23 protein-coding genes are annotated in these 26,804 nt (G+C 60.3%); 18 read left to right on the top strand and 5 right to left on the bottom strand.

Annotated features, from left to right (window positions below; all coding sequences use genetic code 11):
* Positions 1 to 83: 83 nt before the first annotated feature.
* Together ACYZUA_RS08145 and ACYZUA_RS08150 are read right to left on the bottom strand one after the other, a co-directional pair.
* Entirely contained in the window at positions 84 to 1,541 is a 1,458-nt protein-coding gene (locus ACYZUA_RS08145; RefSeq protein ID WP_150655387.1) for a gamma-aminobutyraldehyde dehydrogenase, read from the bottom strand.
* A gap of 130 nt (positions 1,542 to 1,671) precedes the next feature.
* The gene (locus ACYZUA_RS08150; RefSeq protein ID WP_461962692.1) at positions 1,672 to 2,586 is read right to left on the bottom strand and encodes a LysR family transcriptional regulator; all 915 of its coding nucleotides are present in this window, start codon (positions 2,584 to 2,586) and stop codon (positions 1,672 to 1,674) included.
* A gap of 187 nt (positions 2,587 to 2,773) precedes the next feature.
* On the opposite strand from ACYZUA_RS08150, the gene ACYZUA_RS08155 reads away from it, so the two are divergent.
* From ACYZUA_RS08155 to ACYZUA_RS08225, 15 genes are all read left to right on the top strand, one after another.
* On the top strand, positions 2,774 to 3,496 hold the full coding sequence (locus ACYZUA_RS08155) for a tellurite resistance TerB family protein (RefSeq protein WP_283183162.1): 723 nt from the start codon (positions 2,774 to 2,776) through the stop codon (positions 3,494 to 3,496).
* A 234-nt stretch (positions 3,497 to 3,730) separates the two neighbouring features.
* Positions 3,731 to 5,353: a methyl-accepting chemotaxis protein gene (locus ACYZUA_RS08160; protein WP_461962693.1), complete on the top strand. Its 1,623-nt coding sequence runs from the start codon at positions 3,731 to 3,733 to the stop codon at positions 5,351 to 5,353.
* Positions 5,353 to 5,889: a chemotaxis protein CheW gene (locus ACYZUA_RS08165; RefSeq protein ID WP_461962694.1), complete on the top strand. Its 537-nt coding sequence runs from the start codon at positions 5,353 to 5,355 to the stop codon at positions 5,887 to 5,889. The genes ACYZUA_RS08160 and ACYZUA_RS08165 overlap by 1 nt, the downstream gene beginning before the upstream one ends.
* Positions 5,886 to 7,160 (top strand): CheR family methyltransferase, encoded by a 1,275-nt coding sequence (locus ACYZUA_RS08170; protein ID WP_461962695.1) that lies wholly within the window; start codon positions 5,886 to 5,888, stop codon positions 7,158 to 7,160. The genes ACYZUA_RS08165 and ACYZUA_RS08170 overlap by 4 nt, the downstream gene beginning before the upstream one ends.
* Positions 7,157 to 7,840 carry a chemotaxis protein CheW gene (locus ACYZUA_RS08175; RefSeq protein ID WP_461962696.1) on the top strand — a complete coding sequence of 228 codons (684 nt, stop codon included), beginning with the start codon at positions 7,157 to 7,159 and terminating at the stop codon, positions 7,838 to 7,840. The genes ACYZUA_RS08170 and ACYZUA_RS08175 overlap by 4 nt, the downstream gene beginning before the upstream one ends.
* The gene (locus ACYZUA_RS08180) at positions 7,837 to 10,125 is read left to right on the top strand and encodes a response regulator (protein WP_461962697.1); all 2,289 of its coding nucleotides are present in this window, start codon (positions 7,837 to 7,839) and stop codon (positions 10,123 to 10,125) included. The genes ACYZUA_RS08175 and ACYZUA_RS08180 overlap by 4 nt, the downstream gene beginning before the upstream one ends.
* Positions 10,122 to 11,132 carry a chemotaxis-specific protein-glutamate methyltransferase CheB gene (cheB, locus tag ACYZUA_RS08185; RefSeq protein ID WP_461962698.1) on the top strand — a complete coding sequence of 337 codons (1,011 nt, stop codon included), beginning with the start codon at positions 10,122 to 10,124 and terminating at the stop codon, positions 11,130 to 11,132. The genes ACYZUA_RS08180 and cheB overlap by 4 nt, the downstream gene beginning before the upstream one ends.
* Before the next feature lie 47 nt (positions 11,133 to 11,179).
* Positions 11,180 to 12,181 (top strand): diguanylate cyclase domain-containing protein, encoded by a 1,002-nt coding sequence (locus tag ACYZUA_RS08190; RefSeq protein WP_309675854.1) that lies wholly within the window; start codon positions 11,180 to 11,182, stop codon positions 12,179 to 12,181.
* Positions 12,182 to 12,491: 310 nt separating this feature from the next.
* A protein-coding gene (prfB, locus tag ACYZUA_RS08195; RefSeq protein ID WP_461962699.1) for a peptide chain release factor 2 occupies positions 12,492 to 13,587 on the top strand; the annotation gives its coding sequence in 2 pieces (ribosomal slippage) (positions 12,492 to 12,563 and positions 12,565 to 13,587; 1,095 coding nt in all).
* Positions 13,588 to 13,658: 71 nt separating this feature from the next.
* Positions 13,659 to 15,161, top strand: coding sequence for a lysine--tRNA ligase (gene lysS, locus ACYZUA_RS08200; RefSeq protein ID WP_282482734.1), 1,503 nt, complete (start codon positions 13,659 to 13,661; stop codon positions 15,159 to 15,161).
* A 101-nt stretch (positions 15,162 to 15,262) separates the two neighbouring features.
* On the top strand, positions 15,263 to 15,979 hold the full coding sequence (locus ACYZUA_RS08205; protein ID WP_076029896.1) for a TetR/AcrR family transcriptional regulator: 717 nt from the start codon (positions 15,263 to 15,265) through the stop codon (positions 15,977 to 15,979).
* Positions 15,980 to 16,142: 163 nt separating this feature from the next.
* Positions 16,143 to 16,697 (top strand): hypothetical protein, encoded by a 555-nt coding sequence (locus tag ACYZUA_RS08210; RefSeq protein ID WP_461962700.1) that lies wholly within the window; start codon positions 16,143 to 16,145, stop codon positions 16,695 to 16,697.
* Positions 16,698 to 16,734: 37 nt separating this feature from the next.
* Positions 16,735 to 18,012, top strand: coding sequence for a flavohemoglobin expression-modulating QEGLA motif protein (locus tag ACYZUA_RS08215; RefSeq protein WP_309674589.1), 1,278 nt, complete (start codon positions 16,735 to 16,737; stop codon positions 18,010 to 18,012).
* 148 nt (positions 18,013 to 18,160) lie between these two features.
* Positions 18,161 to 19,075 (top strand): alpha/beta hydrolase, encoded by a 915-nt coding sequence (locus ACYZUA_RS08220; protein WP_461962701.1) that lies wholly within the window; start codon positions 18,161 to 18,163, stop codon positions 19,073 to 19,075.
* Positions 19,072 to 19,401 carry a hypothetical protein gene (locus tag ACYZUA_RS08225; RefSeq protein ID WP_461962702.1) on the top strand — a complete coding sequence of 110 codons (330 nt, stop codon included), beginning with the start codon at positions 19,072 to 19,074 and terminating at the stop codon, positions 19,399 to 19,401. The genes ACYZUA_RS08220 and ACYZUA_RS08225 overlap by 4 nt, the downstream gene beginning before the upstream one ends.
* 76 nt (positions 19,402 to 19,477) lie before the next feature.
* Here ACYZUA_RS08225 and ACYZUA_RS08230 read toward each other — a convergent pair whose 3' ends face one another.
* From ACYZUA_RS08230 to ACYZUA_RS08240, 3 genes are all read right to left on the bottom strand, one after another.
* Positions 19,478 to 20,266 (bottom strand): OmpA family protein, encoded by a 789-nt coding sequence (locus tag ACYZUA_RS08230; RefSeq protein ID WP_461963908.1) that lies wholly within the window; start codon positions 20,264 to 20,266, stop codon positions 19,478 to 19,480.
* Positions 20,267 to 20,315: 49 nt separating this feature from the next.
* Complete coding sequence (locus ACYZUA_RS08235; protein ID WP_461962703.1) at positions 20,316 to 20,729, bottom strand: DUF4398 domain-containing protein; 414 nt, start codon at positions 20,727 to 20,729, stop codon at positions 20,316 to 20,318.
* A gap of 273 nt (positions 20,730 to 21,002) precedes the next feature.
* Complete coding sequence (locus ACYZUA_RS08240) at positions 21,003 to 21,347, bottom strand: pilin assembly protein (protein ID WP_461963910.1); 345 nt, start codon at positions 21,345 to 21,347, stop codon at positions 21,003 to 21,005.
* Between the two features lie 967 nt (positions 21,348 to 22,314).
* Between ACYZUA_RS08240 and ppc the strand changes: the two genes are divergently transcribed.
* From ppc to tsaB, 3 genes are all read left to right on the top strand, one after another.
* Positions 22,315 to 24,945, top strand: coding sequence for a phosphoenolpyruvate carboxylase (gene ppc, locus ACYZUA_RS08245; protein WP_461962704.1), 2,631 nt, complete (start codon positions 22,315 to 22,317; stop codon positions 24,943 to 24,945).
* Between the two features lie 288 nt (positions 24,946 to 25,233).
* The gene (adk, locus tag ACYZUA_RS08250) at positions 25,234 to 25,881 is read left to right on the top strand and encodes an adenylate kinase (RefSeq protein ID WP_008156862.1); all 648 of its coding nucleotides are present in this window, start codon (positions 25,234 to 25,236) and stop codon (positions 25,879 to 25,881) included.
* A gap of 86 nt (positions 25,882 to 25,967) precedes the next feature.
* Positions 25,968 to 26,642 (top strand): tRNA (adenosine(37)-N6)-threonylcarbamoyltransferase complex dimerization subunit type 1 TsaB, encoded by a 675-nt coding sequence (tsaB, locus tag ACYZUA_RS08255; RefSeq protein ID WP_461962705.1) that lies wholly within the window; start codon positions 25,968 to 25,970, stop codon positions 26,640 to 26,642.
* The last annotated feature ends 162 nt before the right edge of the window (positions 26,643 to 26,804 follow it).

Genomic DNA, 26,804 nt, shown 5'->3' on the forward strand with positions numbered 1-26,804 from the left:
CCCTCTTCTTTAATTATGGTCGGGGCAGTTTTGAACGTGGTGAAGCCGATGCCTTTACGGCTAATTGTTAGCGTAGTGCGCTTTTACAAATGCTGTCCGTGGCGGGCCATGATGTGCCGCACCACGCTGTAGTCCTGAAGCGAATCGCTGGATAAGTCCTTGCCGTAGCCCGAACGTTTCAGGCCGCCGTGGGGCATTTCGCTGACCAGCATGAAATGGCTGTTGATCCAGGTGCAGCCGTACTGCAAGCGCGCCGCGACCTGCATCGCCTTGTCCAGGTTCTGGGTCCAGACCGAGGAGGCGAGGCCGTATTCCGAGTCGTTGGCCCAGTCCACGGCTTGTTCGAGCTGATCGAAACGGGTCACGGTGACCACCGGCCCGAACACTTCGCGCTGGACGATCTCATCGCTCTGCTTGCAACCGGCCAGCAACGTCGGCTGGTAATAGAAGCCGGCACCGGAGTGCACCGCCGCGCCGGTCACCCGCTCGATGTGCGGCTGGCCGAGGGCGCGCTCGACGAAACTGGCCACGCGATCACGCTGACGGGTGCTGATCAGCGGGCCGATCTCGTTGTCGGCATCGCGCTTGCCGGCGAAGCGCAAACTGCTGACCGCTGCGCCGAGTTCGGCCACCAAGCGATCATGAATCCCGGCCTGTGCATAAATGCGGCAGGCCGCGGTGCAATCCTGGCCGGCGTTGTAATAGCCGTAAGTGCGCACGCCTTCGACCACGGCTTGAATGTCGGCATCGTTGCAGACGATCACCGGGGCCTTGCCGCCGAGTTCGAGGTGAGTGCGCTTCAGGGTTTTTGCAGCGGCCTGAAGGATTTTTTGCCCGGTGACGATATCGCCGGTCAGCGACACCATGCGCACTTTAGGATGACTGACCAAGTGACTGCCGACGCCTTCACCGCCACCGCAAATGATGTTGATCACGCCGCGCGGCAGGATCTCGGCCAGCGCGGGCGCCAGGGCCAGAATCGACAGCGGGGTGTGTTCGGACGGCTTGAACACCAGCGTATTACCGGCGGCCAGGGCCGGGGCGATTTTCCACGCGGCCATCATGATCGGATAGTTCCACGGCGCAATCGATGCCACCACGCCAATCGGATCGCGGCGGACCATGCTGGTGTAACCCGGCAGGTATTCGCCGCTGAGCTGACCGGTCTGGCAACGCACGGCACCGGCGAAAAAGCGGAACACATCGACCGTGGCACTCAAGTCATCCTGGCGGGCCAGGTGCAACGGCTTGCCACAGTTCAGCGATTCGAGGCGGGCGAGAAGGTCGGCTTGTTTTTCGATGGCGTTGGCGATGTCCAACAGCAGGTTCGAGCGTTGTTGCGGCGTGGTCCGCGACCAACCGGCAAAGGCGCGGTGAGCGGCGAGGATCGCGGCTTCGACCTGCTCGGTGCTGGCTTCGGCAATGTGCGTCAGCACTTCCCCGGTGGCCGGGTTGAGGATCGGTTCGACAAACCCCTGGCCCGCGACCAATTCGCCATCGATCAATAACGCGGTGAACAACGGGGTCTGCGCGCCAGCCATTTTTCGGGTTCTCTTTTCTTGTGTGGCCATGCTGCTCCCTGTGACTGGGGCGCGGCCGTCTTATAGATGTACCAAGACTAGGCGCCGCACCCGAGGTCGACAAATACTAAATACTGAAGGTGGCGTTCGATTAAATAGATGGCTTGCGCCCGCCCTGGGGTTGTTCGCGGGCGACGGTCAGGAACGGGTCCACCAGCGCTGGGCGCGCGGTTCCGCGACGCCAGGCCAGGCCGACATCCAACGTCTGGCTCAAGTCCGCTATCGGGCGCGCTTCGATGATGTCGCCTTCCAGTGACCATGGGCGGTAAGTCATGTCTGGCTGGATCGACACGCCCAACCCCGCTGCTACCAGGCTTCGGACCGCTTCGGTCGAGGCCGTTCTCAAGGTGATGCGCGGTTGCAGCGAAGCCGCCGCCCACATGCGTTGTGCATTGCGGTCCATTTCATCGACGTTCAGCTGGATCAGCGGTTCGCGGGCCACGTCGGCGAGATTGATGCTGTCGTGTTCCAGCAACGGATGCTGGGCCGGCAGCCATAATCGATGGGGCGAGTGGGTAAGCACTTCGGTCTGCAAGGCGTGGCGGTCTTCGAGGTTGGAGAGGATCAACACGCCAACATCAATCTCGCCGCTGACCAGCAAATGCTCGATGTAAGGGCGCTCGTCCTCCATCACCCGGATCTCGACGTTGGGGTAGGCGCGCTGGAAACGGGTGAGTAGATCGGCGAGGTAGTAACCGGCCACCAGGCTGGTCACACCGATGATCAACTGACCGGCGACCTGATCGGTGCTCTGTTGCAGGCTGCGTTTGGCGTTGTCCACCGTTGCCAGAATCAGGTGCGCCTGGCGCAGGAATTGGTGGCCCTGGTGAGTCAGCGTCATGCCCTTGGCGTGACGGTTGAACAGGCCGACGCCGATTTCCTGCTCCAGTTGCTGGATCGCCAGGGTCAGTGTCGATTGGGAAATAAATGCGGTTTGTGCCGCGGCGGAGATGGAGCCGGTCTCGGCCACGGCGATGAAGTGACGAATTTGACGCAAGGTCATCATGGAGAAAGTACCCCGGTGGGCGGTTTTTATAGATTTGCTTGAGTGTATATCCATTTTTCTGAAGGGCCGTGGTCAGCTGAACGGCGCTGTGCAACATCTCGAAGCACTCTCGCCCCCGAATGCCGGGCACTTTCGATCTAGGCTGGTGGCCTTATTGATCCGGTTAACCCCTTTTTGGAGGCGGCAAATGAACACGCGTGGATTGCTCGATCAGCTACTCAAGTCCGGTCAGGACATGTTGCAGAACAAGGCCGGCGGCTCACAAAACAAGTCCTCTGGCGGTGGCCTGGGCGGATTGCTCGGCGGCAGCGGCGGTTCGGGCGGCCTCGGCAGTTTGCTTTCGGGCGCAGGCGGCGGGGCGTTGGCGGCGGGTGCCATGGGCTTGCTGCTGGGCAGCAAGAAAGGGCGCAGTGTTGGCGGCAAAGTCCTGACTTATGGCGGCCTGGCTGCGTTGGGCGTGATTGCCTACAAGGCGTATGGCAACTGGCAGGCTCAGCAAGGCATCGCACCCAAAACCGAACCGCAAACCCTTGATCGTTTGCCGGCAGAGCAAGTCGAGCTGCACAGCCAGGCGATTCTCAAAGCGCTAGTGGCCGCCGCTAAAGCTGATGGCCATGTCGATGAGCGTGAGCGTGCGCTGATTGAAGGCGAGTTCACCAAGCTCGATAACGATCAAGAGTTGCAGCACTGGTTGCACGCCGAACTGAACAAACCGCTGGACCCGGCCGACGTCGCCCGCGCTGCGAGCACACCGGAAATGGCCGCTGAGATGTACATCGCCAGTGTGATGCTGGTGGATGAGGAGAGCTTCATGGAGAAGTCCTACCTCGATGAACTGGCGCGGCAGCTGAAGCTTGAGCCGGGGTTGAAGGCTGAGTTGGAGAAGCAGGTGCGTCAGGCTTCTATTTAAGCGTTGTCTTAAAAAATCGCAGGTTTCGCCAATGCCCACATCGACCGTAGGCACTGGCGGAGCCTGCGATTTTTTTGCATCACAACAGTGCGCTCCGAAACGACTCAGCCCCTCGCCGCACAGGTATTTCAGCGATTTTCACAGGGATGAGACGTGGTGCGCACCCGTCTTACAAATGAAACACCGCCCTCAGCTATACTCCGCAACATTTCAACTGCACCCCGAGGACTGACTGTGAAGAATTGGACGTTGCGCCAACGCATTTTGGCGAGCTTTGCGGTGATTATCGCCATCATGTTGCTGATGGTCGTCGTCTCGTATTCCCGGCTGTTGAAGATCGAGGTCAGCGAAGACAGCGTACGTGACGACGCGCTTCCCGGGGTCTATTACAGTTCGATGATTCGTGGCGCTTGGGTCGACAGCTTCCTCCACATCGAGGAGATGCTGGGTTTGAAGGAAGAGCAGGGTATCAGTGCCGAAGATGTCGCCGACCTCAAGAACTATGAAGCGCAAGTGCAGGAAGCGATCAACAACTATCGCGGCACTGTGACTACCGAAGAAGACAGAGCTGAGTTCGCGGTTTTCCAAAAAATCCATCAGGATTACGGCAAGATGCTGGCCGCGGTGTTCGACTTGCATCAGCGCAACCAGCGAGCCGACGCCATCAAGTTGTTCAACGAACAGCTGACCCCGACGTGGGCCGCGGGGCGTCTGAAACTAAATGACATTCTTGAGCACAACAAAGCCAGGGCAGATCAGGCCATGGTGGACATCCATGACGCCGTGCTCACCGCTGAAGTCAGCATGGGCATTTCCCTGCTGGTGGCGGTTTTGGCCGCTGGTCTCTGCGGCCTGTTGCTGATGCGCGCGATCATGGCGCCCATGAACCGTATCGTGCAGATCCTCGAAATCATGCGCACGGGTGATTTGAGCGGCCGCTTGAACCTGGCGCGCAAGGACGAATTCGGCGCCGTGGAAACCGGCTTCAACGACATGATGACCGAGCTGACGTCTCTGGTGTCCCAGGCCCAGCGTTCCTCGGTGCAGGTCACCACCTCGGTGACCGAGATCGCCGCCACCTCCAAGCAACAGCAAGCGACCGCCACCGAAACCGCCGCCACCACCACCGAGATCGGCGCGACGTCCCGTGAGATTGCGGCCACTTCGCGGGATCTGGTGCGCACGATGATCGAAGTCTCCACCGCCGCCGATCAGGCCTCGGTACTTGCCGGTTCCGGGCAGCAAGGGCTGGCGCGGATGGAAGAGACCATGCACTCGGTGATGGGCGCGGCCGATCTGGTCAACGCCAAACTGGCGATCCTCAATGAGAAGGCCGGCAACATCAATCAGGTGGTGGTGACCATCGTCAAGGTCGCCGATCAGACCAATCTGCTGTCGCTCAACGCGGCGATCGAGGCCGAAAAGGCCGGTGAATACGGCCGCGGGTTTGCCGTGGTCGCCACCGAAGTGCGGCGTCTGGCGGACCAGACCGCCGTCGCCACGTACGACATCGAGCAGATGGTGCGCGAGATCCAGTCGGCGGTGTCGGCCGGGGTCATGGGCATGGACAAGTTCTCTGAAGAAGTGCGTCGTGGTATGTCCGAAGTGCAGCAAATCGGCGAGCAGCTGTCGCAGATCATCCACCAGGTTCAGGCGCTGGCGCCGCGGGTGTTGATGGTCAACGAAGGCATGCAGGCCCAGGCCACGGGCGCGGAGCAGATCAATCACGCGCTGGTGCAGTTGGGCGATGCCAGCAGCCAGACCGTCGAGTCCCTGCGCCAGGCCAGTTTCGCCATCGACGAACTGAGCCAGGTGGCCGTAGGGCTGCGCAGTGGCGTTTCGCGATTCAAAGTCTGATGATCGAACCCACGGCCAAACGCATCGCCGTGAAGCCGGCGCTGCAATCATTGTTTCTGGTGTTCCGCATCGGCAACGAGCGCTATGCCTTGCAGGCCATCGAGGTGGCGGAAGTGCTGCCGTGTCTGCCATTGAAACCGATTCCCCGCGCGCCGGATTGGGTCGCCGGGGTGTTCGCCTATCGCGGCGCGGTGGTGCCGGTGATCGACCTTAATGCACTGACGTTCGGCCAACCGGCCCAGGCCCGCACCAGCACGCGTCTGGTGCTGGTCAATTACCGTCCGGATGAAACCGCTGAGGCGCAATTGCTCGGGCTGATTCTGGAGCAGGCCACCGATACCTTGCGCTGCAACCCGGAGGATTTTCAGCCCTATGGCCTGGACAATCGCCAGGCGCCGTACCTCGGGCCGGTACGCGAAGATGCCCAGGGTTTGCTGCAATGGGTGCGGGTCGCCGACTTGCTCGACGATCAGGTTCGCGCGCTGCTGTTTCCGTCGCAGCCTATGAACCTTGCGCTGCTTGAGGAGTGGCCATGAGCAGCGATCAACGGTTTTTCGATTTCCTCAAAGAGCGCATCGGTCTCGACGTGACCTCGGTGGGCCCGGCGATCATCGAGCGTGCGGTGCGTCAGCGCAGCTCGGCGTCCAAAGCGCTGACGGTCGATGAGTACTGGTACACCTTGCAGGGTTCGCAAGACGAGCAGCAGGCGCTGATCGAAGCGGTGATTGTCCCTGAGACCTGGTTTTTCCGTTACCCGGAATCCTTCGCCACGTTGGCGAAACTGGCCACCAAGCGCCTGAGCGACATCAACAATATGCGCGCGCTGCGGATTCTCAGCCTGCCATGTTCCACCGGTGAAGAACCGTATTCCATCGCCATGGCATTGCTCGATGCCGGGTTGCAGCCGCATCAGTTCAAGGTCGAAGGCATGGACGTCAGCCCGTTGTCTGTGGAAAAAGCCCGGCGCGCGCTGTACGGCAAGAATTCGTTCCGTGGCCAGGACATCGCCTTTCGCGAACGGCATTTCACCGCCGAAGGCGAAGAGGGCTATCGCCTCAGTGGGCGAGTGTTCGAACAAGTGCGTTTGCAGGTCGGTAACCTGCTGGATCCGACGTTGCTGGCCAATGAACCACCCTATGACTTCGTGTTTTGCCGCAACCTGCTGATCTATTTCGATCAGCCGACCCAGCAGCAAGTGTTTGAAGTGCTCAAGTGTCTGACCCATGTGGATGGCGTGCTGTTTATCGGCCCGGCCGAGGGCAGTTTGCTCGGCCGTTTCGGCATGCGTTCGATCGGCGTCCCGCAGTCCTTTGCGTTCAGTCGTCAGAGCGCACCAGAGCCAGAACCCTTCCCGACTTTCGTTCCGACGCCTCTGCCCGTGCTCCAACCGGTGCGCAGCGTGGCACCGCCGCCCGTTCGCAGTCGGCCCTTCGCAACGGTGGCGCCGCTGCCTGTCGTGACGAAAGTCGCCAACCCGGACACTGCCGCGCTGCTGGCGAATATCGCGGCGCTGGCCAACGAAGGCAAAAGTGCCGAGGCCCGCGCCGCGTGCGATAGCTATTTGCGCAGTCATGAACCCGTGGCTCAGGTCTTTTACTGGCTAGGCTTGCTCAGCGATGTCGCCGGCAGAGTCCTTGAGGCTCAGGGTTTTTATCGCAAAGCGTTGTACCTCGACCCGCAACATCCCGACGCGTTGATGCACCTGGCGGCGTTGCTGCAATCCTTGGGCGACACGGCAGGAGCCAGACGATTGCAGGACCGCGCCGCCCGCAGTGAGCGCGCCACTGACAGTGAGCGTAACCGATGAACGCCGCCGACACTTTTAGCCTCACCCATGAAAATGCCCAGGCCATCGACGACTGCTGGAACCGCATCGGTATCCACGGCGACAAGTCCTGCCCGCTGCTGAGCGATCACATTCACTGCCGTAATTGCGCGGTGTATTCGGCCGCGGCGACGCGCTTGCTCGACCGCTACGCGTTGCAGCAGGAAGACCGCGGGCAAGTCTCCACGGCGGTCGAGCGCGAGGTGAAAACCCGTTCGCTACTGATGTTCCGTCTGGGTGAAGAGTGGCTGGCCCTGGCCACTCGCAGTCTGGTGGAAGTCGCGCCGCTGCAAGCCATTCATTCCTTGCCGCACCAACGCTCCCGGGCCTTGCTCGGCGTGGCGAATGTACGCGGCGCGTTGGTGGCGTGCCTGTCGCTGGTGGAATTGCTCGGGCTCGACGGCGCCAGCAGCGTGGCGTCCGGCGCGCGGGTCATGCCGCGCATGCTGATCATCGCCGCCCACGGCGGGCCGGTGGTGGTGCCGGTGGATGAAGTGGACGGGATTCACGCCATCGACGAACGCGTCCTCGAAGCAGCGTCCCGCTCCGGCACGCAGGCCAGCGCCAAATACACCCGTGGTGTGTTGCAATTCAAAGGTCGCAGCCTGCGGTGGCTGGATGAAGAACAGCTGCTGTCCGCCGTGACCCGGAGCCTTACATGACCCCCGAGCAAATGCGCGACGCCTCTTTGCTGGAACTGTTCAGTCTGGAAGCCGAGGCCCAGACGCTGGTGCTGAGCGCAGGTCTTCTAGCGCTGGAGCGCGATCCGACCCAGGCCGATTACCTCGAGTCGTGCATGCGCGCGGCCCACTCGCTCAAGGGCGCGGCGCGGATTGTCGGGGTCGATGCCGGGGTCAGCGTTGCCCATGTGATGGAAGATTACCTGGTCAGCGCCCAGGAAGGGCGCCTGTACCTGCGGCCCGAACACATTGATGCACTGTTGCAAGGCACCGATCTGCTGATGCGGATTGCGACGCCGGGCAACGCTCCTGCGCCTGCGGATATTGAAGCTTATGTCGTCTTGATGGGACGGCTGCTCGATCACATGGCGACGGTTGCCCCCATCACGCCGCCGATGGCAGAACTTCAGCTGGAACCGCCGACGCCCAGGGTTGATCCGCCCATGCCGGCCGCCACCGAAGCCCCCCCGGCAGCGCCCGCCGAGCCAACGCCCAAAGCTAAACGCACCACCGAAAATGGCGAACGCGTATTGCGCGTCACGGCCGAGCGCTTGAACAGCCTGCTCGACCTGTCGAGCAAATCCCTGGTGGAAACCCTGCGGCTCAAACCGCACCTGGCCACCATGCAACGCCTCAAACGTATGCAGAACAACGGCCTGCGAGCACTGGAAAACCTCAACGTCCACCTCAAGGAACATGCCTTGAGTCTGGAAGCACAGGAAGCCCTCAATGACGCGCGTCGGCTACTGGCCGAGTCTCAGCAATTGCTGGTGGAAAAGAACGCCGAACTGGATGAATTCGCCTGGCAGGCCAGTCAACGGGCGCAAGTGTTGTACGACACCGCGCTGGCCTGCCGCATGCGGCCGTTTGCCGATGTGTTGACCGGGCAAGTGCGCATGGTCCGCGACCTCGGTCGCAGCCTCGGCAAACAGGTACGACTGGAGATCGAGGGCGATAAAACCCAGGTCGACCGCGACGTGCTGGAGAAGCTTGAAGCACCGCTGACTCACCTGTTGCGCAATGCCGTGGATCACGGCATCGAATCCCCGGAGCAGCGGCTATTGGCGGGCAAACCCGCCGAAGGTCTGATCCGTTTGCGCGCCTCCCATCAGGCCGGTCTGTTGGTGCTGGAGCTGAGCGATGACGGCAATGGCGTCGATCTGGAAAAGGTCCGCCGCAGCATCATCGAGCGCCAATTGTCCCCGGCCGAAACCGCCGCGCAATTGAGTGAGGAAGAGCTGCTGACCTTCCTGTTTCTACCGGGTTTCAGCCTGCGCGACACGGTCACTGAAGTCTCCGGGCGCGGCGTCGGACTGGATGCGGTCCAGCATATGGTCCGCCAGCTGCGCGGCGCGGTCGTGCTGGAGCAGGTGGCGGGCGAAGGCAGTCACTTCCATCTCGAAGTGCCGCTGACCCTGTCGGTGGTGCGCAGTCTGGTGGTGGAGGTCGGTGAGGAGGCGTATGCCTTTCCGCTGGTTCACATCGAACGGATGTGCGATCTGGAGCGCGCGGACATTGTCCAGGTCGAAGGCCGTCAGCATTTCTGGCACGAAGGCCGGCATGTCGGGTTGGTCGCGGCCAGTCAGCTGTTGCAGCGTCCGGCGAGCCAGAACAGTCAGCAAACCCTCAAAGTGGTGGTGATTCGCGAACGCGAGGCGATTTACGGCGTGGCGGTCGAGCGTTTTATCGGCGAGAGGACGTTGGTCGTTTTGCCGCTGGACGAGCGTCTGGGCAAGGTGCAGGACATTTCCGCCGGGGCCTTGCTCGACGATGGTTCGGTAGTGCTGATCGTCGACGTCGAAGACATGCTGCGTTCGGTGGACAAACTGCTCAATACCGGGCGTCTTGAGCGCATTGCCCGTCAAGGCAGCCAGGCGGTTGAAGCCGCCCGCAAGCGGATTCTGGTGGTCGACGATTCGCTGACGGTACGTGAGCTGCAACGCAAGTTGTTACTCAATCGCGGCTACGACGTGGCGGTGGCGGTGGACGGGATGGATGGCTGGAACGCCTTGCGTTCGGAGGACTTCGATCTGCTGATCACCGACATCGATATGCCGCGCATGGATGGCATCGAACTGGTGTCTTTATTGCGTCGGGACAATCGCCTGCAATCCCTTCCGGTGATGGTGGTGTCTTACAAGGATCGTGAAGAGGACCGTCGCCGTGGACTGGACGCTGGAGCCGACTATTATCTAGCCAAAGCCAGTTTTCATGACGACGCTCTGCTTGATGCAGTGGTTGAGCTCATTGGAGGAGCGCGTGCATGAAAATCGCAATCGTCAACGACATGCCCATGGCGGTGGAGGCCCTGCGCCGCGCCCTGGCATTCGAACCGGCGCACGAGGTGGTCTGGGTCGCCAGTAATGGGGCCGAGGCGGTGCAGCGTTGCGCTGAAAATACCCCGGACCTGATTCTGATGGACCTGATCATGCCGGTGATGGATGGCGTGGAAGCGACCCGGCGGATCATGGCCGAGACGCCGTGCGCGATTGTCATCGTTACGGTCGACCGCGAGCAGAACGTGCATCGGGTGTTTGAGGCCATGGGCCACGGAGCGCTGGATGTGGTCGATACGCCGGCCATCGGTGCCGGCAATGCCAAAGAGGCAGCGGCCCCGTTACTGCGCAAGATCATGAACATCGGTTGGCTGATCGGTGACCGGGGCAATCGGGAGCGAGCCGCCCCGAGCCCGCTGCGCAGTTCGGCTTCGCGCCAGCGCCTGATCGCCATTGGCTCATCCGCCGGTGGGCCGGCCGCGCTGGAAGTATTGCTCAAGGGGTTGCCGCAAGATTTTTCGGCCGCCATCGTGCTGGTGCAGCATGTTGACCAGGTGTTCGCCGCCGGTATGGCCGAATGGCTCAGCAGCGCCAGCGGCCTGAATGTGCGCCTGGCCCAGGAAGGTGAGCCTCCGCAGGCCGGCTCGGTGTTGCTGGCGGGCACCAACCACCATATTCGCTTGTTGAAAAACGGCACGCTGGCCTACACCGCCGAACCGGTCAACGAGATCTACCGGCCCTCGATCGATGTGTTCTTCGAGAGCGTGGCCAATTACTGGAACGGCGATGCCGTGGGTGTTTTGCTCACCGGCATGGGACGCGATGGCGCGCAGGGGCTTAAACTCATGCGCCAACAGGGCTACCTGACCATCGCTCAGGATCAAAACAGCAGTGCAGTGTACGGAATGCCGAAGGCGGCTGCGGCCATCGACGCCGCTGTGGAGATTCGCCCACTGGAAAAGATAGCGCCACGATTGCTGGAGATTTTCCCCAAATGAAGACTTTTAACAGCAATCTGGCCCAAGTAGTACTCAGGTGACTGCCCATGAATGATTTACAGCTCGACGACTTCAAAACCGACGTAAACGCCGCCATGGTGTTGTTGGTGGACGATCAGGCGATGATCGGCGAGGCGGTGCGCCGCGGGTTGTCGAACGAAGCCAATATCGACTTCCACTTCTGCGCCGACCCGCACCAGGCCATCGCCCAGGCGATCCGCATCAAACCGACGGTGATCCTCCAGGACCTGGTGATGCCCGGTCTTGACGGCTTGAGCCTGGTGCGCGAGTACCGCAACCATCCGGCGACCAAGGACATCCCGATCATTGTCCTGTCGACCAAGGAAGACCCGCTGATCAAAAGCGCAGCGTTTGCGGCCGGGGCCAATGATTACCTGGTGAAGTTGCCGGACAACATCGAACTGGTGGCGCGCATCCGCTATCACTCGCGCTCCTACATGACGTTGCTGCAGCGTGACGCAGCGTATCGCGCGTTGCGGGTCAGCCAGCAGCAGTTGCTCGACACCAATCTGGTGCTGCAACGCTTGATGAACTCCGACGGCCTGACCGGGCTGTCGAACCGCCGGCATTTCGACGAATACCTGGAGCTTGAGTGGCGCCGTTCGCAGCGTGACCACAGTCAACTGTCGCTGCTGATGATCGATGTCGACTACTTCAAGTCCTACAACGACAGCTTCGGCCACCTTGAAGGCGATGAAGCCCTGCGCAAAGTGGCCACGGCGATTCGTGATGCCGGCGCGCGACCTTCGGACCTGCCGGCTCGTTATGGCGGCGAAGAATTCGCCCTGGTGCTGCCCAATACTTCGCTGGGTGGCGCGCGATTGGTCGCGGAAAAGCTCCGCCAGACCGTGGCTGCGCTGAAGATCCCGCACGTTTCCCCGGTCGAAGGTTCGAGCCTGACCATCAGCATCGGTCTGTCGACCATGACCCCGCAACCGGGTGGCGATTGCCGTCAATTGATCTCGGCGGCGGACAAGGGGCTGTATCTGGCGAAGAACAATGGGCGTAATCAGGTGGGGATTGAGTGAGGATTGGTTGGGATTTTGTGCTGAGGCTTGAATCCACCCCTCACCCCAGCCCTCTCCCCAAAGGGGAGAGGGGAAAGGGAGCCGATCGGGGGCTTTTCAGAACCTGAGTTCGACTCGGAATTTTCAGGTCGCAGTATTTCGAAAGACACTTAGGTCAGTCCCCTCGCCCCTCGGGGAGAGGGTTAGGGTGAGGGGGAGCGATCTCAAGCCCGATAAAGAACCCGCTAAAGCCGCCAGGCGGGCTGCCGTGACAGCCTGATTACGTTATACTCGCCGGCTTTCAAAAGTTCGCCAACGAGTGCTGCCCGCCATGGAAATCAACCCGATCCTTAACAGTATCAAGGACCTGTCCGAGCGCTCCGAAACTATTCGGGGGTATCTTTGACTACGATCAAAAGCATGAGCGTCTGACTGAAGTCAATCGCGAGCTTGAAGATCCGTCTGTCTGGAACAACCCGACGTACGCTCAGGAGCTGGGCCGCGAGCGGTCCCTGCTGGCTCAGATCGTCGAAACCCTCGACGAAATGCACACAGGCCTGGCCGACGCCAAAGACCTGCTGCTGATGTCCGCCGAAGAAGAAGACCAGGCCGCTGTCGATGACGTCGCTGCCGAAGTCGAGCGTCTGCGCGAATCCCTGGAAAAACTCGAATTCCGTCGCATGTTCAGCGGTGAGATGGACGCCAACAACGCCTACCTGGACATCCAGTCCGGCTCCGGCGGCACCGAGGCTCAGGACTGGGCCAACATCCTGCTGCGCATGTACCTGCGCTGGGCCGACAAACGCGGTTTCGACGCGACCATCATGGAACTGTCGGCCGGTGAAGTCGCCGGTATCAAAGGCGCCACACTCCATATCAAGGGTGAATACGCCTTTGGCTGGTTGCGTACCGAAATCGGCGTGCACCGTCTGGTGCGCAAGAGCCCGTACGACTCCGGTAACCGTCGCCACACCTCGTTCTCGGCCGTGTTCGTGTCGCCGGAAATCGATGACAACATCGAAATCGACATCAACCCGTCGGACCTGCGCATCGATACCTACCGCTCCTCCGGTGCCGGTGGTCAGCACGTAAACACCACCGACTCGGCCGTGCGTATTACGCACGTACCGTCCAACACCGTGGTCAGTTGCCAGAACGAACGCTCCCAGCACGCCAACAAAGACACCGCGATGAAAATGTTGCGGGCGCGCTTGTACGAGCAGGAAGTGCAGAAACGCAACGCCGCCTCCCAGGCCCTGGAAGACACCAAGTCGGACATCGGCTGGGGTCACCAGATCCGCTCTTACGTGCTCGATCAGTCGCGAATCAAGGATTTGCGTACTAACGTCGAACGCAGTGACTGCGACAAGGTGCTCGACGGCGACATCGACGAATACCTGGTGGCCAGCCTGAAACAAGGCCTGTAAACCGCCAGTCAAGACCTTAAGTCCCCTGCCACCCGCGGGGGCAACGAACCTGTGATGGAATTTTTAAAGACATGAGCGACCTAGAACTCGACCCGCAAGCCCTGCAACAGGAAGAAAACTCCCTGATCGCCCTGCGCAAGGAAAAGCTGGCTGCCGAGCGCGCCAAGGGCAATGCCTTCCCGAACGACTTCCGCCGTGACAACTACTGCGAAGACTTGCAGAAACAGTACGCGGACAAGACCAAGGAAGAGCTGGCAGAGGCTGCGATTCCGGTCAAGGTTGCCGGTCGCATCATGCTCAACCGTGGCTCGTTCATGGTGATCCAGGACATGACCGGTCGCATTCAGGTCTACGTCAACCGTAAAACCCTGTCCGAAGAAACCCTGGCCTCGGTGAAAACCTGGGACATGGGCGACATCATCGCAGCCGTTGGCACCCTGGCGCGTTCCGGCAAGGGCGACCTGTACGTCGAAATGACTGAAGTGCGCCTGCTGACCAAGTCCTTGCGTCCGCTGCCAGACAAACACCACGGCCTGACCGACACCGAACAGCGCTATCGCCAGCGTTACGTTGACCTGATCGTCAACGAAGACGTGCGCCAGACCTTCCGCGTACGTTCGCAAGTGATTGCGCACATCCGCAGTTTCCTGATGCAGCGTGACTTCCTGGAAGTGGAAACGCCGATGCTGCAAACCATTCCGGGCGGTGCGGCAGCCAAGCCGTTCGAGACTCACCACAACGCGCTGGACATGGAAATGTTCCTGCGTATCGCGCCTGAGCTGTACCTCAAGCGTCTGGTGGTCGGTGGTTTTGAAAAAGTCTTCGAGATCAACCGCAACTTCCGTAACGAAGGCGTTTCGACTCGTCACAACCCTGAATTCACCATGTTGGAGTTCTACCAGGCTTACGCCGACTACGAAGACAACATGGACCTGACCGAAGAACTGTTCCGCGAGCTGGCGCAGCTGGTTCTGGGCAGCACCGACGTGCCTTACGGCGACAAGGTGTTCCACTTCGGCGAACCGTTCGTGCGTCTGTCGGTGTTCGACTCGATCCTCAAGTACAACCCTGAGCTGACCGCTGACGACCTGACCGACATCGACAAGGCCCGCGCCATCGCCAAGAAGGCCGGCGCCAAGGTGCTGGGCTTCGAAGGTCTGGGCAAATTGCAGGTGATGATTTTCGAAGAGCTGGTCGAGCATAAGCTGGAGCAGCCGCACTTCATCACTCAGTATCCGTTCGAAGTGTCGCCGCTGGCCCGTCGTAACGACGACAACCCGAACGTCACTGATCGTTTCGAACTGTTCATCGGTGGCCGCGAAATCGCCAACGCCTATTCCGAGTTGAACGACGCGGAAGACCAGGCCGAGCGCTTCATGGCGCAGGTAGCCGACAAGGACGCCGGCGACGACGAAGCCATGCACTACGACGCCGACTTCGTTCGTGCGCTTGAGTACGGCATGCCGCCAACGGCCGGTGAAGGTATCGGCATCGACCGTCTGGTGATGCTGCTGACCAACTCCCCGTCGATCCGCGATGTGATCCTGTTCCCGCACATGCGGCCGCAAGCGTAAGTGTTTCAATAAAAAAGCCGCCTAAAACAGGCGGCTTTTTATTGCCTGTCTGGTACAAACGTATCAATTGGTTACTTTTGAAGTAGAGAGGAATACCTGTCGTGAACCGTGCAATTGCTCAAGAGGGTGCAGCGGACGTCGCCACTGCGGTCGCTGAAAGTGTGCAGTACCAGGGCCGCAAGGCCAGCCGACAGGGCAGTGAACAGCGTCGACAGGACATTCTCGATGCGGCGATGCGCATTGTCGTGCGCGATGGCGTGCGGGCCGTGCGTCACCGCGCGGTGGCCGCCGAGGCCGGTGTGCCGCTGTCGGCCACCACTTACTATTTCAAGGATATCGATGACCTGCTCACCGATACCTTTGCCCAATACGTGGAACGCAGCGCGGCGTTCATGGCCAAGTTGTGGACCAGCAACGAAGGCCTGCTGCGCGAGATGGTTGCTTATGGCGATGGCAGCCCTGAGTCCCGTTCACAGCTGGCTGACGATATCGCACGCCTGACCGCCGATTATGTGCAGCGCCAATTGCACAACCGTCGCGAACACTTGATGGCCGAGCAGGCGTTCCGTCAGGAGGCCCTGTTGAACCCGCGTCTGGCGGAGTTGGTGCGCTCGCATCAGCAAATTCTTCTGCAAGGCACCTGCCATTTTTTCGAGGTCTTGGGTTCCCGCGAGCCACAACAGGATGCCAAAGTGTTGACGGCGATTATCGGACGGATGGAATATCAAGGCCTGCTCAACGACGCCGAGCCTGTCGCCGAAGCCGAAATGCTCGGCATCCTGACCCGCTACATGCATTTGGTATTGGCGTCGGTGTAACCCCAGTGGGCGCCACACCTCCTGTGGGAGTGAGCCTGCTCGCGATAGCGGTTTGACATTCAACATTGATGTTGGCTGACACTCCGCTATCGCGAGCAGGCTCGCTCCCACAAGGGGAATCGGTGTTCACTTGAGGATTGCGTGTGTTCATAGGGAGTGTTGAATGAAAGCCTGGCGTGTCGTTGTGATCGCCTTGTCGTTCCTGTTGCTCAGTGGCTGTCTGGTGACCTTCAAGGAGCCGCTGCCCTCGAGCGAGCCCGCGCCTAAAGGGTTGCTCGGCAAATGGACCAGTACCAACGCCTGGGGCGAGCCGTTGAATCTGGAGCTGACGCGCCTCGGCGACAATCACTATCAGGCCGTCAGCTACTTCAAGGCTAAACCCAAGGAGCGCGAAGCCTATCCCTTCACGGTGACCCGCCATGGCAGTCGCTGGTACCTGTCGGCGAAGGTGCCGGCGCAATTCGGTGGGCATTTCACTCTCTTCGGTTTTGAACTCACCGATAAGCATGAACTGGTGGTCTATAACCTCGACCTCGAGCAAATCAACCAGGCCTTGAGGCAAAAAGTCCTCAGCGGTGAAGGCTTCCAGACCGACGACGGCGAAGGCGTGTTGATTAACAACAATCTGGACCAGGTCTTCGCCTACCTTGACGACCCGGCCAATTCCGATGTGTTCGTCGAGGCGGTGCGCTATCAGCGCCTGGCCAAAGCCAAATAAACCCAGCACGTAAACGGTTTTTCTACAGGAGTTTCGGGTGGACGATTACCAGCAGTCGATACGCATTTTGTCCGATCGCATTGTGCTGGCGCAGACGCCGATTCGCGTCCTCGATGCAGTCAAGTGGGACGACAGCATCCGCAAGGGTTTCCTCAAGGCCAAGGGCAAGGAAATGCCGGCGGTGGACCGCGATTACTACCTGAATCGGCCGCTGGCGTTCGACTCCAGCAAGGTGAAACTGGAATTCCAGAACATCGAACGCGACATCACCCGTCAGCTTGGTCAGTTCAACCCGGTCGGCCAGATCATGCGCCGCATGTGCAAGGAATACCGGATGGTGGTGCGCATGCTCGAAGCGCGCGGCACCGAGGATTTCGGGCTGATTTCACAGGAGCTTTACGGTGCCGCTTCCGACGCGTTCCACGCCGGCGATCCGACACTTTCCGACCTGGGCCTGATGCTCTCGGATTACCTGAACAATATCGATGGCCGTGGCGACCTGAAGGACGAACCGAAAATCCTCACCGCCAAGGAAGCCGTCCACCTGCTGCAAACCCGCTTGAACAAGGTATTCGGCGAGGCCGAGGAAACCATTCGGGTGTTCGAGTCCGACGGGATCGTTGCCGATGCGGCGGCTGGCGCCGACTACATCAAGATCCGCACCGACGCGATGTTCAACGACCGTGACGTGCGCGCCCTGGAAGTCCACGAAGGGCTGGTGCATGTGGGGACCACGCTCAATGGTCTGAACCAGCCGATCTGCACCTTCCTCTCCAAAGGTCCGCCGTCGTCGACGGTGACCCAGGAAGGCCTGGCGATCCTGATGGAAATCATCACCTTTGCCTCCTACCCGAGTCGCCTGCGCAAACTGACCAACCGCACCCGCGCCATTCACATGGTGGAAGAGGGCGCGGACTTCCTGCAGATCTTCGAGTTCTTCCGCGAGCAAGGTTTTGAAATGGCGGAAAGCTACGGCAACGCCAGTCGGGTTTTCCGTGGCTCGGTGCCGACAGGTCTGCCATTTACCAAAGACTTGTCCTACCTCAAGGGCTTTATCATGGTTTATAACTACATTCAGTTGGCCGTGCGGAAAGGCAAGCTTGAGCAGATACCGCTGCTTTTTTGCGGCAAGACCACGCTGGAAGACATGCGCACCTTGCGCCAGTTGGTGGATGAAGGACTGGTGGTGCCACCGAAGTATTTGCCGGATCAGTTCCGTGACCTGAACGCGCTGTCGGCATGGATGTGCTTCTCCAACTTCCTCAATCACCTGAGCCTGGACCGGATCGAAGCGGATTACTCCAATATCCTTTAGGTCCAGTGAGACTCCTTGTGGGAGCGAGCCTGCTCGCGATAGCGGACTAACATTCAATAGATGTGTTAGCTGATACACCGCCATCGCGAGCAGGCTCACTCCTACATTGGGAATGTATTCCAATCACGATTTTGCGAGGTTTCATCGGATGAGAATCCTCGGCTTCTTCTGCCTTCTCCTGACCTTGAGCGGTTGCAGCTCGCTGTTGTTCTACCCCGAGCCCGGCCAGCTGTTTACCCCGGCAAAAGCCGAACTCGAATATCGCGACGTCACCCTGACCACCGCCGACGGCCTCAAGCTGCACGGCTGGTGGTTGCCGGCCAAACAAGGTGTCGAGGTCAAAGGCACGGTGCTGCATTTGCACGGCAACGGCGGCAATCTGCCCATGCATCTCGGGGGGAGTTGGTGGTTGCCAAAAGAAGGGTATCAAGTGCTGCTGCTGGACTATCGCGGCTACGGTCTGTCCGAGGGTGAACCGACGCTGCCAGAGATCTATCAGGACATCGACGCCGCGTTCAAATGGCTCGATCAGGCGCCGGAGGTCCAGGGCAAGCCGCTGATCCTCCTGGGGCAAAGCCTCGGCGGTTCGATGGCCGTGCACTATCTGGTTCAACACCCTGAACGCCAGAAACAACTCAAGGCCTTCGTCCTCGATGGCGTGCCCGCCAGTTACCGCAGTATCGGTCAATTTGCCCTGAGCCATTCCTGGCTGACCTGGCTGGTTCAGGTGCCGCTGTCCTGGCTGGTGCCGGACGGCGACAGCGCGATCCATTCCATGGCGCAGCTCAATGGCGTGCCGAAACTGATCTACCACAGCATCGACGATCCGATCGTGCCCCTTTCCAACGGCATCCGTCTGTATCAAGCTGCGTCGCCGCCGCGGGTACTGCAACTGACCCGTGGCGGTCATGTGCAGACGTTCGCCGACCCGGTCTGGCGCAAAGTCATGCTGCGTTTTCTCGACGACCCGCAGCATTTCAACGGCCTGCGCCGCCTGGGCGAAGTCCCGAATTACCCGGCGCCGAAAAATTCTGAAGATGAACCACCAGAGAGTCCGCAATGAGTGAAGAACGTAACGCCATCCCGCTGATCATCACCGGTATCTGCACCATCCTCGGCACCGTCGGAGCCTTGTGGTTCTACGGCTACCTGCACTTCGCCAAACCCGAAGATGCGCTGATGCTCAGCGACTTCACGATGCTCAAGACTGTGCCGGGCGAAAATTACAAAGTCTCCCTGGAACCGGCCGCGCAAGTCGCGCAGTGCATCGATGGCGTGCTGGTAATGTTCGACACTGAACAGAAAGGCCTGAGCGGCGTACTGGTCAACAACAAGAAAAAAGCCGTGCGCTGCGTGGGCGAGGAAACCCCGCAGAAACTGCAGCCGTAGCGCGCCCCGAAATCTCAAAAACAAAAGCCCCGCCTGATCTGATCAGGCGGGGCTTTTGTTTTTCAGCAGACGAAGCTTAGTTCGAACTGACCGCCGAACGCGGGATCACCGGCTGGTTGTCGTTGGAAATGGTCACTTCCACCCGACGGTTCATCGCACGACCGGAGACGCTGCTGTTCTCGGCCACCGGATATTCCTTGCCGTAACCCTGCGCCACGATCCGCGCGGGATCAACGCCCATTTTCACTAGCGCGGTGCGTACGGAGCCGGCACGACGCTCGGACAGCGACTGGTTGTGGTTCGCGGTGCCCGTGCTGTCGGTGTAGCCCTCGACGATCACTTTGCGATCAGGGTTTTCCGAGAGGAACTGCGCCAGTTTGTTGATATTCACCAGACCGCTGGATTTCAGATCAGCCCTGTCGGTGGCAAACAGCACATCACCGAATGTCACTAGGGTTCCGCGATCGGTCTGCTTGGCGTTCAGGCTGTCTTGCAATTGCTTGATCTGCGCGTCGCGGGCATCCAGACGAGCCTGGGCGCGCTGCGCAGAAGCATTTTTCAGATTGGCTTCGGCGTTGCGCAGGGCGATGGTCTGCTTCGCCACTTCAACACGTTGATTGGTCAGGTAAGCCAGTTGATCGACCTTGGCCTGGTCTTCTTTGTCCTGATAAGCCTTGTCGGCCTTGTCCAGGTAATCGCTGGCTTCTTTGGTTTCCAGTGCCGCGACTTTGCTGGCTTGCGGGTTGGTTTGCAGGCCGGTGTAGTTGCTGCGGGCCTGTTCCAGGTTCGCGTTCGGCGGCGTGGAGCAGGCGGCCAGTGCAACGCTTGCGGCCAGCAGGGCAGGGATCATCAATTGTTTACGCATCATGGTTTCGTCCTTTTAGTCGAGTAAGAAGTGCGTCGTGTCGCGCCGCTTATTGCACGGTGCGCTGGCTTTCCTGACGCAGTTCCTGAACCCCTTTCTGAGAGTCCTTCACAGCCTGTTCAGCTTTGATCGCCTGGGCTTTGCGTTCAGCCACGCGAGCGTCCCACTCGGCCTGTTCGGCGAGGATTTTGGCTTCGTCATACTTTTTGTCGTGCATGGCGATTTCGGCTTGTTTGAGCTTGTCCTGCGCGGATTTCATTTCCACCGCAGCAAACTCGGTACCGCCGGCACTGACGGCGCTGTTGACCGCCGATTCCGTCACGGCGAATTGCTCGCTTGGCGGGTTGCCGGCACAACCGGCCAGAACGAAGCTGCTGCCGATTGCCAGGGCAGCCAGTTTCAGGCCACGCAGGTGGGTGAGCGAGGATTTGGCAGTTCGGGTCTTCATGGTCTTCAACTCCATTGGAATAACTCCTGAAAAACTTAAAAATCCATCCTGGGCAAGGAGCCGCAACCTTCAATTTCCGGGGTGTTTTGAAACGGCCGTCCCAGGCGTGGTTAATGGCTGTGACCCAAGGCGTTTTTCGAAAGTTCAGAGAATATGGCCAATCGCCCGAAAAAACTTTGACCGAGCGGACAAGGCTCTAAATCGGGGATTACCATCACATGCAGGAGTATTCCAGGCCCTGTAGGGGCCAGGAATACGCATTTTTGGAGGGGGAAAGAAGTGCGGTAATCAGTGTTTCTGTTTGTCGTCGACGGTCGACAAATCGTGCAAATGACGACGGGACAATGCGAGAAAACGCGGAGTCGGACCGACGTCTTCGTACAGCGGATCACCTTCTTCGTCGGTGGCCACGACGGTCGAGCCCTTCACATACGGAAAGCTCTTTTCGAGCTCTTCCAGGGCGGCGCCGATCAGCTCGCCGAGCAGTTCTTCGGGCTGCCGTTTGGGGTACATATCGATAATGGCCGCCAGCCGTGCGGCGGCCTCCACATCCAGATGAATCGAGTATCCGGTGTCGGTCAGGCGACCCTTGGCGTTTTCTTCCCAGTGATGGGCAAGTTCGCGGATTTTCATAGTGACCTCAATGCGCACCTGCTCGTGGCAGGCAGTGTCAGTGTCCGGCAAACGCCGGCGGGGGCCGTTGTACGGCTTACTCTTCAGACTAGCTTTAACGCTCAAGGTTTAAAGTCCCTTCGTCGTCTTATGGAACGGGGGTTCATTGGGGGATTGGGTGTATATCCGTTTTTGCGGTAGCGGCGGCTATCGGTTTCGCTTTTACAGCGAGTCACTTGGAAAAGCCCCAAGTAACCAAGGGCTCTTGCCCCTTTCGTTCGGTGCCTCGCTTAGGCTCGGCATGCCCTCGCTCCGGTCCTGCTCCGTGGGCCCGCCGCCATCGGCCATCCATGGCCGGGGGCGGCTAACCCGGCATCCATGCCGGGTTGCCCACTGCGCAGAACCTCCACTCGGCCTCTCGAGGGGGCGGTGCATCAAGATCAAAAGCTGCAGGCGAGCTAACGCTCGGCCTGTTGAGTGGTGAGGAGCGAAGTTGTACGCCGATCCATTGTGGGAGCGAGCCTGCTCGCGAAGCTGTTGATCTTGCCGTTGCCGTTGCCGTTGCCGTTGCTTTTGCTTTTGATCTGTTGCCCCTTTCCCAGAGGCCGAACGCAGGCGTTGCGCAGGGGGCACCGCGGCAAGGATGCCGCGGTAGCCGCCCCCGGCCATGGATGGCCGATGGCGGCGGGCCCCCGGAGCAATGCCGGAGTGAGGGCATGCCGAGCCTGGGCGAGGCACCGAATGGAGGGGCAAAGCCTTTTGCTTACTTTTCGGCGTTTGGAAAAGTGAGTCGCTGTAAAAGCGAAACCGTAATCAGCCATCACCGCAGAAACGGATATGTACCCACCACCCCAATCCCAATCCCAATAACTTCTCGGGCGAACAGCATTCCCGTCGTCGTCCGCTTGTAAGAACCGCTTTACAGCGGCACTCTCTAACTCAAGAGCATGGACACCAAGTCACCCGGATTTTCGCTGGAGAACTGCTGATGACCGATATTGATGCACGCTTGCGCGAGGACGTTCACCTGTTGGGTGAGCTGCTGGGCAACACCATTCGTGAACAGTACGGGGACGGTTTTCTCGACAAGATCGAGCAGATCCGCAAAGGCGCCAAGGCCGACCGTCGCGGTTCAATGGACGCTGAACTGAGCGCCAGCCTCAACCAATTGAGCGAAGAAGAGTTGCTGCCGGTGGCGCGGGCGTTCAACCAGTTTCTCAACCTGGCCAATATCGCCGAGCAATATCAGCTGATCCACCGTCGCGAAGAGTCACAGCCTGCGCCGTTCGAAGCGCGGGTGCTGCCGGAACTGCTCGCACGCCTGAGTGCTGAAGGTCATGGCGCCGAATCCCTGGCCCGGCAACTGGGACGGCTGGAGATCGAACTGGTCCTCACCGCGCACCCGACCGAAGTGGCGCGCCGCACACTGATCCAGAAATACGACGCGATTGCCGCGCAACTGGCCGCCCAGGATCATCGTGACCTGACCACTGCCGAACGCGAGCAGATCCACACGAAGTTGCAGCGCCTGATCGCCGAAGCCTGGCACACCGAAGAAATCCGCCGCACCCGCCCAACCCCCGTGGATGAAGCCAAATGGGGCTTTGCGGTGATCGAGCATTCGCTGTGGCAGGCGATCCCCAATTATTTGCGCAAGGCCGATAAAGCCCTGCATGACGCCACTGGCCTGCACCTCCCACTGGAGGCAGCGCCGATTCGCTTTGCCTCGTGGATGGGCGGTGACCGCGATGGCAACCCCAACGTGACCGCCGCCGTGACCCGTGAAGTCTTGCTGCTGGCGCGGTGGATGGCCGCGGACTTGTACCTGCGCGATGTCGATCGCCTGGCGGCCGAGTTGTCGATGCAGCAAGCCAGCGACGACTTGAGGGCCAAGGCCGGGGACAGCGCCGAACCTTACCGTGCGGTGCTTAAACAGCTGCGTGAACGCCTGCGCGCGACGCGTAACTGGGCTCACGCCTCCTTGACGAAGACCACGCCGGCACCTGCCGATGTGTTGCAAAAAAACCGCGAGCTGCTCGATCCGCTGGAGCTGTGCTACCACTCGCTGCATGAGTGCGGCATGGGCGTGATCGCTGATGGTCCGCTGCTCGATTGCCTGCGCCGGGCGGTGACGTTCGGGTTGTTCCTGGTGCGGCTCGATGTGCGTCAGGACTCGACGCGACATACCGCGGCCATGACCGAGATCACCGATTACCTGGGCCTGGGGCGGTACGAGGACTGGAGCGAGGAAGAGCGAATCGCCTTCCTGATGCGCGAACTGAACAACCGTCGGCCGTTGTTGCCGGCGTACTTCAAGCCATCGGCGGACACCGCAGAAGTGTTGGCGACCTGCCGGGAAATCGCTGCCGCACCGGGCGCATCGCTCGGTTCTTATGTGATCTCCATGGCCGGCGCCGCTTCCGACGTGTTGGCTGTGCAACTGCTTCTCAAAGAGTCTGGGGTGTTGCGGCCGATGCGCGTGGTGCCGCTGTTCGAAACCCTTGCCGACCTCGACAACGCCGGCCCGGTAATTGAAAAGCTGTTGCTGCTACCCGGTTATCGCTCGCGCCTGCAAGGGCCGCAGGAAGTGATGATCGGTTATTCCGACTCGGCCAAGGACGCCGGCACGACGGCCGCGGCCTGGGCGCAGTATCGGGCGCAGGAGCGCTTGGTCGACATCTGCCGCTCACGCGACGTGGAACTGCTGTTGTTCCACGGTCGCGGAGGCACCGTGGGGCGCGGCGGTGGCCCGGCACACGCAGCGATTCTGTCGCAGCCGCCGGGTTCGGTGGCGGGGCGTTTCCGTACCACCGAACAGGGGGAAATGATTCGTTTCAAATTTGGCCTGCCGGACATCGCCGAACAAAACCTCAATCTGTACCTGGCGGCGGTGCTGGAAGCGACCTTGCTGCCGCCGCCACCACCGGAGCCAGCCTGGCGCAATCTGATGGACGAATTGGCGGCTGACGGTGTCAGCGCTTACCGCGCCGTAGTGCGGGAAAATCCGCAGTTCGTAGAGTATTTCCGCCAGTCCACGCCGGAACAGGAACTGGGACGCTTGCCGCTGGGCAGTCGTCCGGCCAAGCGCCGCGCGGGCGGGATTGAAAGCCTGCGAGCGATCCCGTGGATCTTCGGCTGGACCCAGACACGTCTGATGTTGCCGGCGTGGCTCGGCTGGGAAGCGGCGTTGAGCAAGGCGCTGGAGCGTGGCGAAGGTGAACTGCTGGGGCAGATGCGCGAGCAGTGGCCGTTCTTCCGCACGCGCATCGATATGCTGGAAATGGTGTTGGCCAAGGCCGATGCCGATATCGCCCAGTCTTACGATGAGCGTCTGGTCGAGCCGGATCTGCTCCCTTTGGGGGCGCATTTACGCGACCTATTGTCGCAGGCCTGCTCGGTGGTCCTGGGGTTGACCGGTCAGTCGCAGCTACTGGCACATAGCCCAGCCACGCTTGAATTCATCCGCTTGCGCAACACATACCTCGACCCTCTTCATCTATTGCAGGCTGAGTTGTTGGCGCGTTCGCGACAACAGGAAGTGGCACAGGGCAGCCCGGTAGAACAGGCGCTGCTGGTGTCTGTGGCGGGGATTGCCGCCGGTTTGCGTAATACCGGCTAAGGTTTTCGTCGTGGGGCAAGGCACTCGGCGCGAGCGTCGGGTGCCTGTGGACGAGGGCTTGAAAAGTGCTGCCAGGCGACAGTTAGTGATGGGGTTGCGACTAGGGTTACCCCGACGAAAGGCCACATCAGGCGTGGGTTTCTCCGACTTTCGGCGGCTTGTGTGCGTGGGAGCTGCTGTGTATCTTGATCAGCCTTTGGCCGTTTGGGCGGTCACGACCCTTATTTTGAGATTGGCCCCACGAGGCGAATCTGACGTTATCTATATAAAAAATTGAGGAGCACATCGATGCGCGTCATTCTGCTGGGAGCTCCCGGGGCCGGTAAAGGTACTCAGGCTAAGTTCATCACCGAGAAATTCGGCATTCCGCAAATCTCCACCGGCGACATGCTGCGTGCCGCGGTCAAGGCTGGCACCGAGCTGGGCCTGATCGCCAAGAGCGTCATGGACAGCGGGGGTCTGGTTTCCGATGACCTGATCATCAATCTGGTCAAGGAACGCATCAGCCAGGCCGATTGCGCCAACGGTTTCCTGTTCGACGGTTTCCCGCGCACCATTCCTCAGGCTGAAGCCCTGGTGAAAGCCGGCGTCGAGCTGGACCACGTGTTGGAAATCGACGTTAAAGACGAAGACATCGTTCAGCGTATCGCTGGCCGTCGTGTTCACGAGGCCAGCGGCCGCGTGTACCACATCGTCTACAACCCGCCAAAAATTGCCGGTAAAGACGACATCACCGGCGACGAGCTGGTGCAGCGCAAAGACGACACTGAAGAAACCGTGCGTCATCGCCTGTCGGTCTACCACGCCCAGACCGAGCCTCTGGTGAAGTTTTACCAGGAGCTGTCCGCCGCTCAAGGCAAACCGAAGTACAGCCACGTCGAAGGTGTTGGCTCGGTTGAAGTTATCACCGGCAAAGTGCTTGAAGCACTGAGCTAAAAAACGCTTCATCTTCTACGGCCCGCTTGCGGGCCGTAGTTGTTTATACTGGCGCACTTTTTCTGACCTCTCTTACGGAAACATCGATGAGCACCTTGCTGGCCCTGGACACCGCGACTGAAGCTTGCTCCGTTGCCTTGCTGCATGACGGTAAAGTCACGAGCCATTACGAGGTGATCCCGCGCCTGCATGCGCAAAAGCTGCTGCCGATGATTCAGCAGTTGCTGGCCGATGCCGGGACAACCCTGCAAGCGGTCGATGCAATCGCGTTCGGCCGTGGCCCGGGTGCCTTCACCGGCGTGCGGATCGCCATCGGCGTGGTGCAGGGGCTGGCGTTTGCGCTGGATCGCCCGGTGTTGCCGGTGTCGAATCTCGCCGTGCTGGCGCAGCGGGCCTATCGCGAACATGGCGTGAGCCAGGTCGCGGCCGCCATTGATGCGCGCATGGACGAAGTGTATTGGGGTTGCTACCGCGAAACGGCGGGGGAGATGCGGCTGGTCGGCAATGAAGCCGTGCTTGCGCCAGAAGTGGCGGCGTTGCCGGCTGACGCCAGCGGTGAGTGGTTTGGCGCCGGCACTGGCTGGGGTTATGCCGAGCGAATCGCCGTCAGCCTGACCGGGCAGGACGCGGGCATGCTGCCTCATGCGGAAGACCTGCTGACCCTGGCGCGTTTTGCCTGGGCGCGTGGCGAGGCGATCGTGGCTGATAAGGCTCAGCCGGTTTACCTGCGCGATAAAGTGGCGACGCCGAAAGCACGTTGATTCCAAGGCCGAGTGGGTTCTTTCGCGAGCAGGCTCGCTCCCACACGGGTTAGCGCAAAACCTGTGGGAGCGAGCCTGCTCGCGAAGGCGATCTAACGAATGTAGCCAATCGTCGTTTTATATCCCCCAGCTTTTAAACCTTTTCCATTTTCTGTGTTCTAG

Source organism: Pseudomonas sp. LS2P72 (assembly GCF_054897865.1).

Excerpts from the sequence above, each read along its gene's own strand:
- ACYZUA_RS08145 (WP_150655387.1), bottom strand. The coding sequence starts at position 1,541 with ATGGCTGGCGCGCAGACCCCGTTGTTCACCGCGTTATTGATCGATGGC.
- ACYZUA_RS08150 (WP_461962692.1), bottom strand. The coding sequence starts at position 2,586 with ATGATGACCTTGCGTCAAATTCGTCACTTCATCGCCGTGGCCGAGACC.
- ACYZUA_RS08155 (WP_283183162.1), top strand. The coding sequence starts at position 2,774 with ATGAACACGCGTGGATTGCTCGATCAGCTACTCAAGTCCGGTCAGGAC.
- ACYZUA_RS08165 (WP_461962694.1), top strand. The coding sequence starts at position 5,353 with ATGATCGAACCCACGGCCAAACGCATCGCCGTGAAGCCGGCGCTGCAA.
- ACYZUA_RS08170 (WP_461962695.1), top strand. The coding sequence starts at position 5,886 with ATGAGCAGCGATCAACGGTTTTTCGATTTCCTCAAAGAGCGCATCGGT.
- ACYZUA_RS08175 (WP_461962696.1), top strand. The coding sequence starts at position 7,157 with ATGAACGCCGCCGACACTTTTAGCCTCACCCATGAAAATGCCCAGGCC.
- ACYZUA_RS08180 (WP_461962697.1), top strand. The coding sequence starts at position 7,837 with ATGACCCCCGAGCAAATGCGCGACGCCTCTTTGCTGGAACTGTTCAGT.
- cheB (WP_461962698.1), top strand. The coding sequence starts at position 10,122 with ATGAAAATCGCAATCGTCAACGACATGCCCATGGCGGTGGAGGCCCTG.
- ACYZUA_RS08190 (WP_309675854.1), top strand. The coding sequence starts at position 11,180 with ATGAATGATTTACAGCTCGACGACTTCAAAACCGACGTAAACGCCGCC.
- lysS (WP_282482734.1), top strand. The coding sequence starts at position 13,659 with ATGAGCGACCTAGAACTCGACCCGCAAGCCCTGCAACAGGAAGAAAAC.
- ACYZUA_RS08210 (WP_461962700.1), top strand. The coding sequence starts at position 16,143 with ATGAAAGCCTGGCGTGTCGTTGTGATCGCCTTGTCGTTCCTGTTGCTC.
- ACYZUA_RS08220 (WP_461962701.1), top strand. The coding sequence starts at position 18,161 with ATGAGAATCCTCGGCTTCTTCTGCCTTCTCCTGACCTTGAGCGGTTGC.
- ACYZUA_RS08225 (WP_461962702.1), top strand. The coding sequence starts at position 19,072 with ATGAGTGAAGAACGTAACGCCATCCCGCTGATCATCACCGGTATCTGC.
- ACYZUA_RS08230 (WP_461963908.1), bottom strand. The coding sequence starts at position 20,266 with ATGCGTAAACAATTGATGATCCCTGCCCTGCTGGCCGCAAGCGTTGCA.
- ACYZUA_RS08235 (WP_461962703.1), bottom strand. The coding sequence starts at position 20,729 with ATGGAGTTGAAGACCATGAAGACCCGAACTGCCAAATCCTCGCTCACC.
- ACYZUA_RS08240 (WP_461963910.1), bottom strand. The coding sequence starts at position 21,347 with ATGAAAATCCGCGAACTTGCCCATCACTGGGAAGAAAACGCCAAGGGT.
- ppc (WP_461962704.1), top strand. The coding sequence starts at position 22,315 with ATGACCGATATTGATGCACGCTTGCGCGAGGACGTTCACCTGTTGGGT.
- adk (WP_008156862.1), top strand. The coding sequence starts at position 25,234 with ATGCGCGTCATTCTGCTGGGAGCTCCCGGGGCCGGTAAAGGTACTCAG.
- tsaB (WP_461962705.1), top strand. The coding sequence starts at position 25,968 with ATGAGCACCTTGCTGGCCCTGGACACCGCGACTGAAGCTTGCTCCGTT.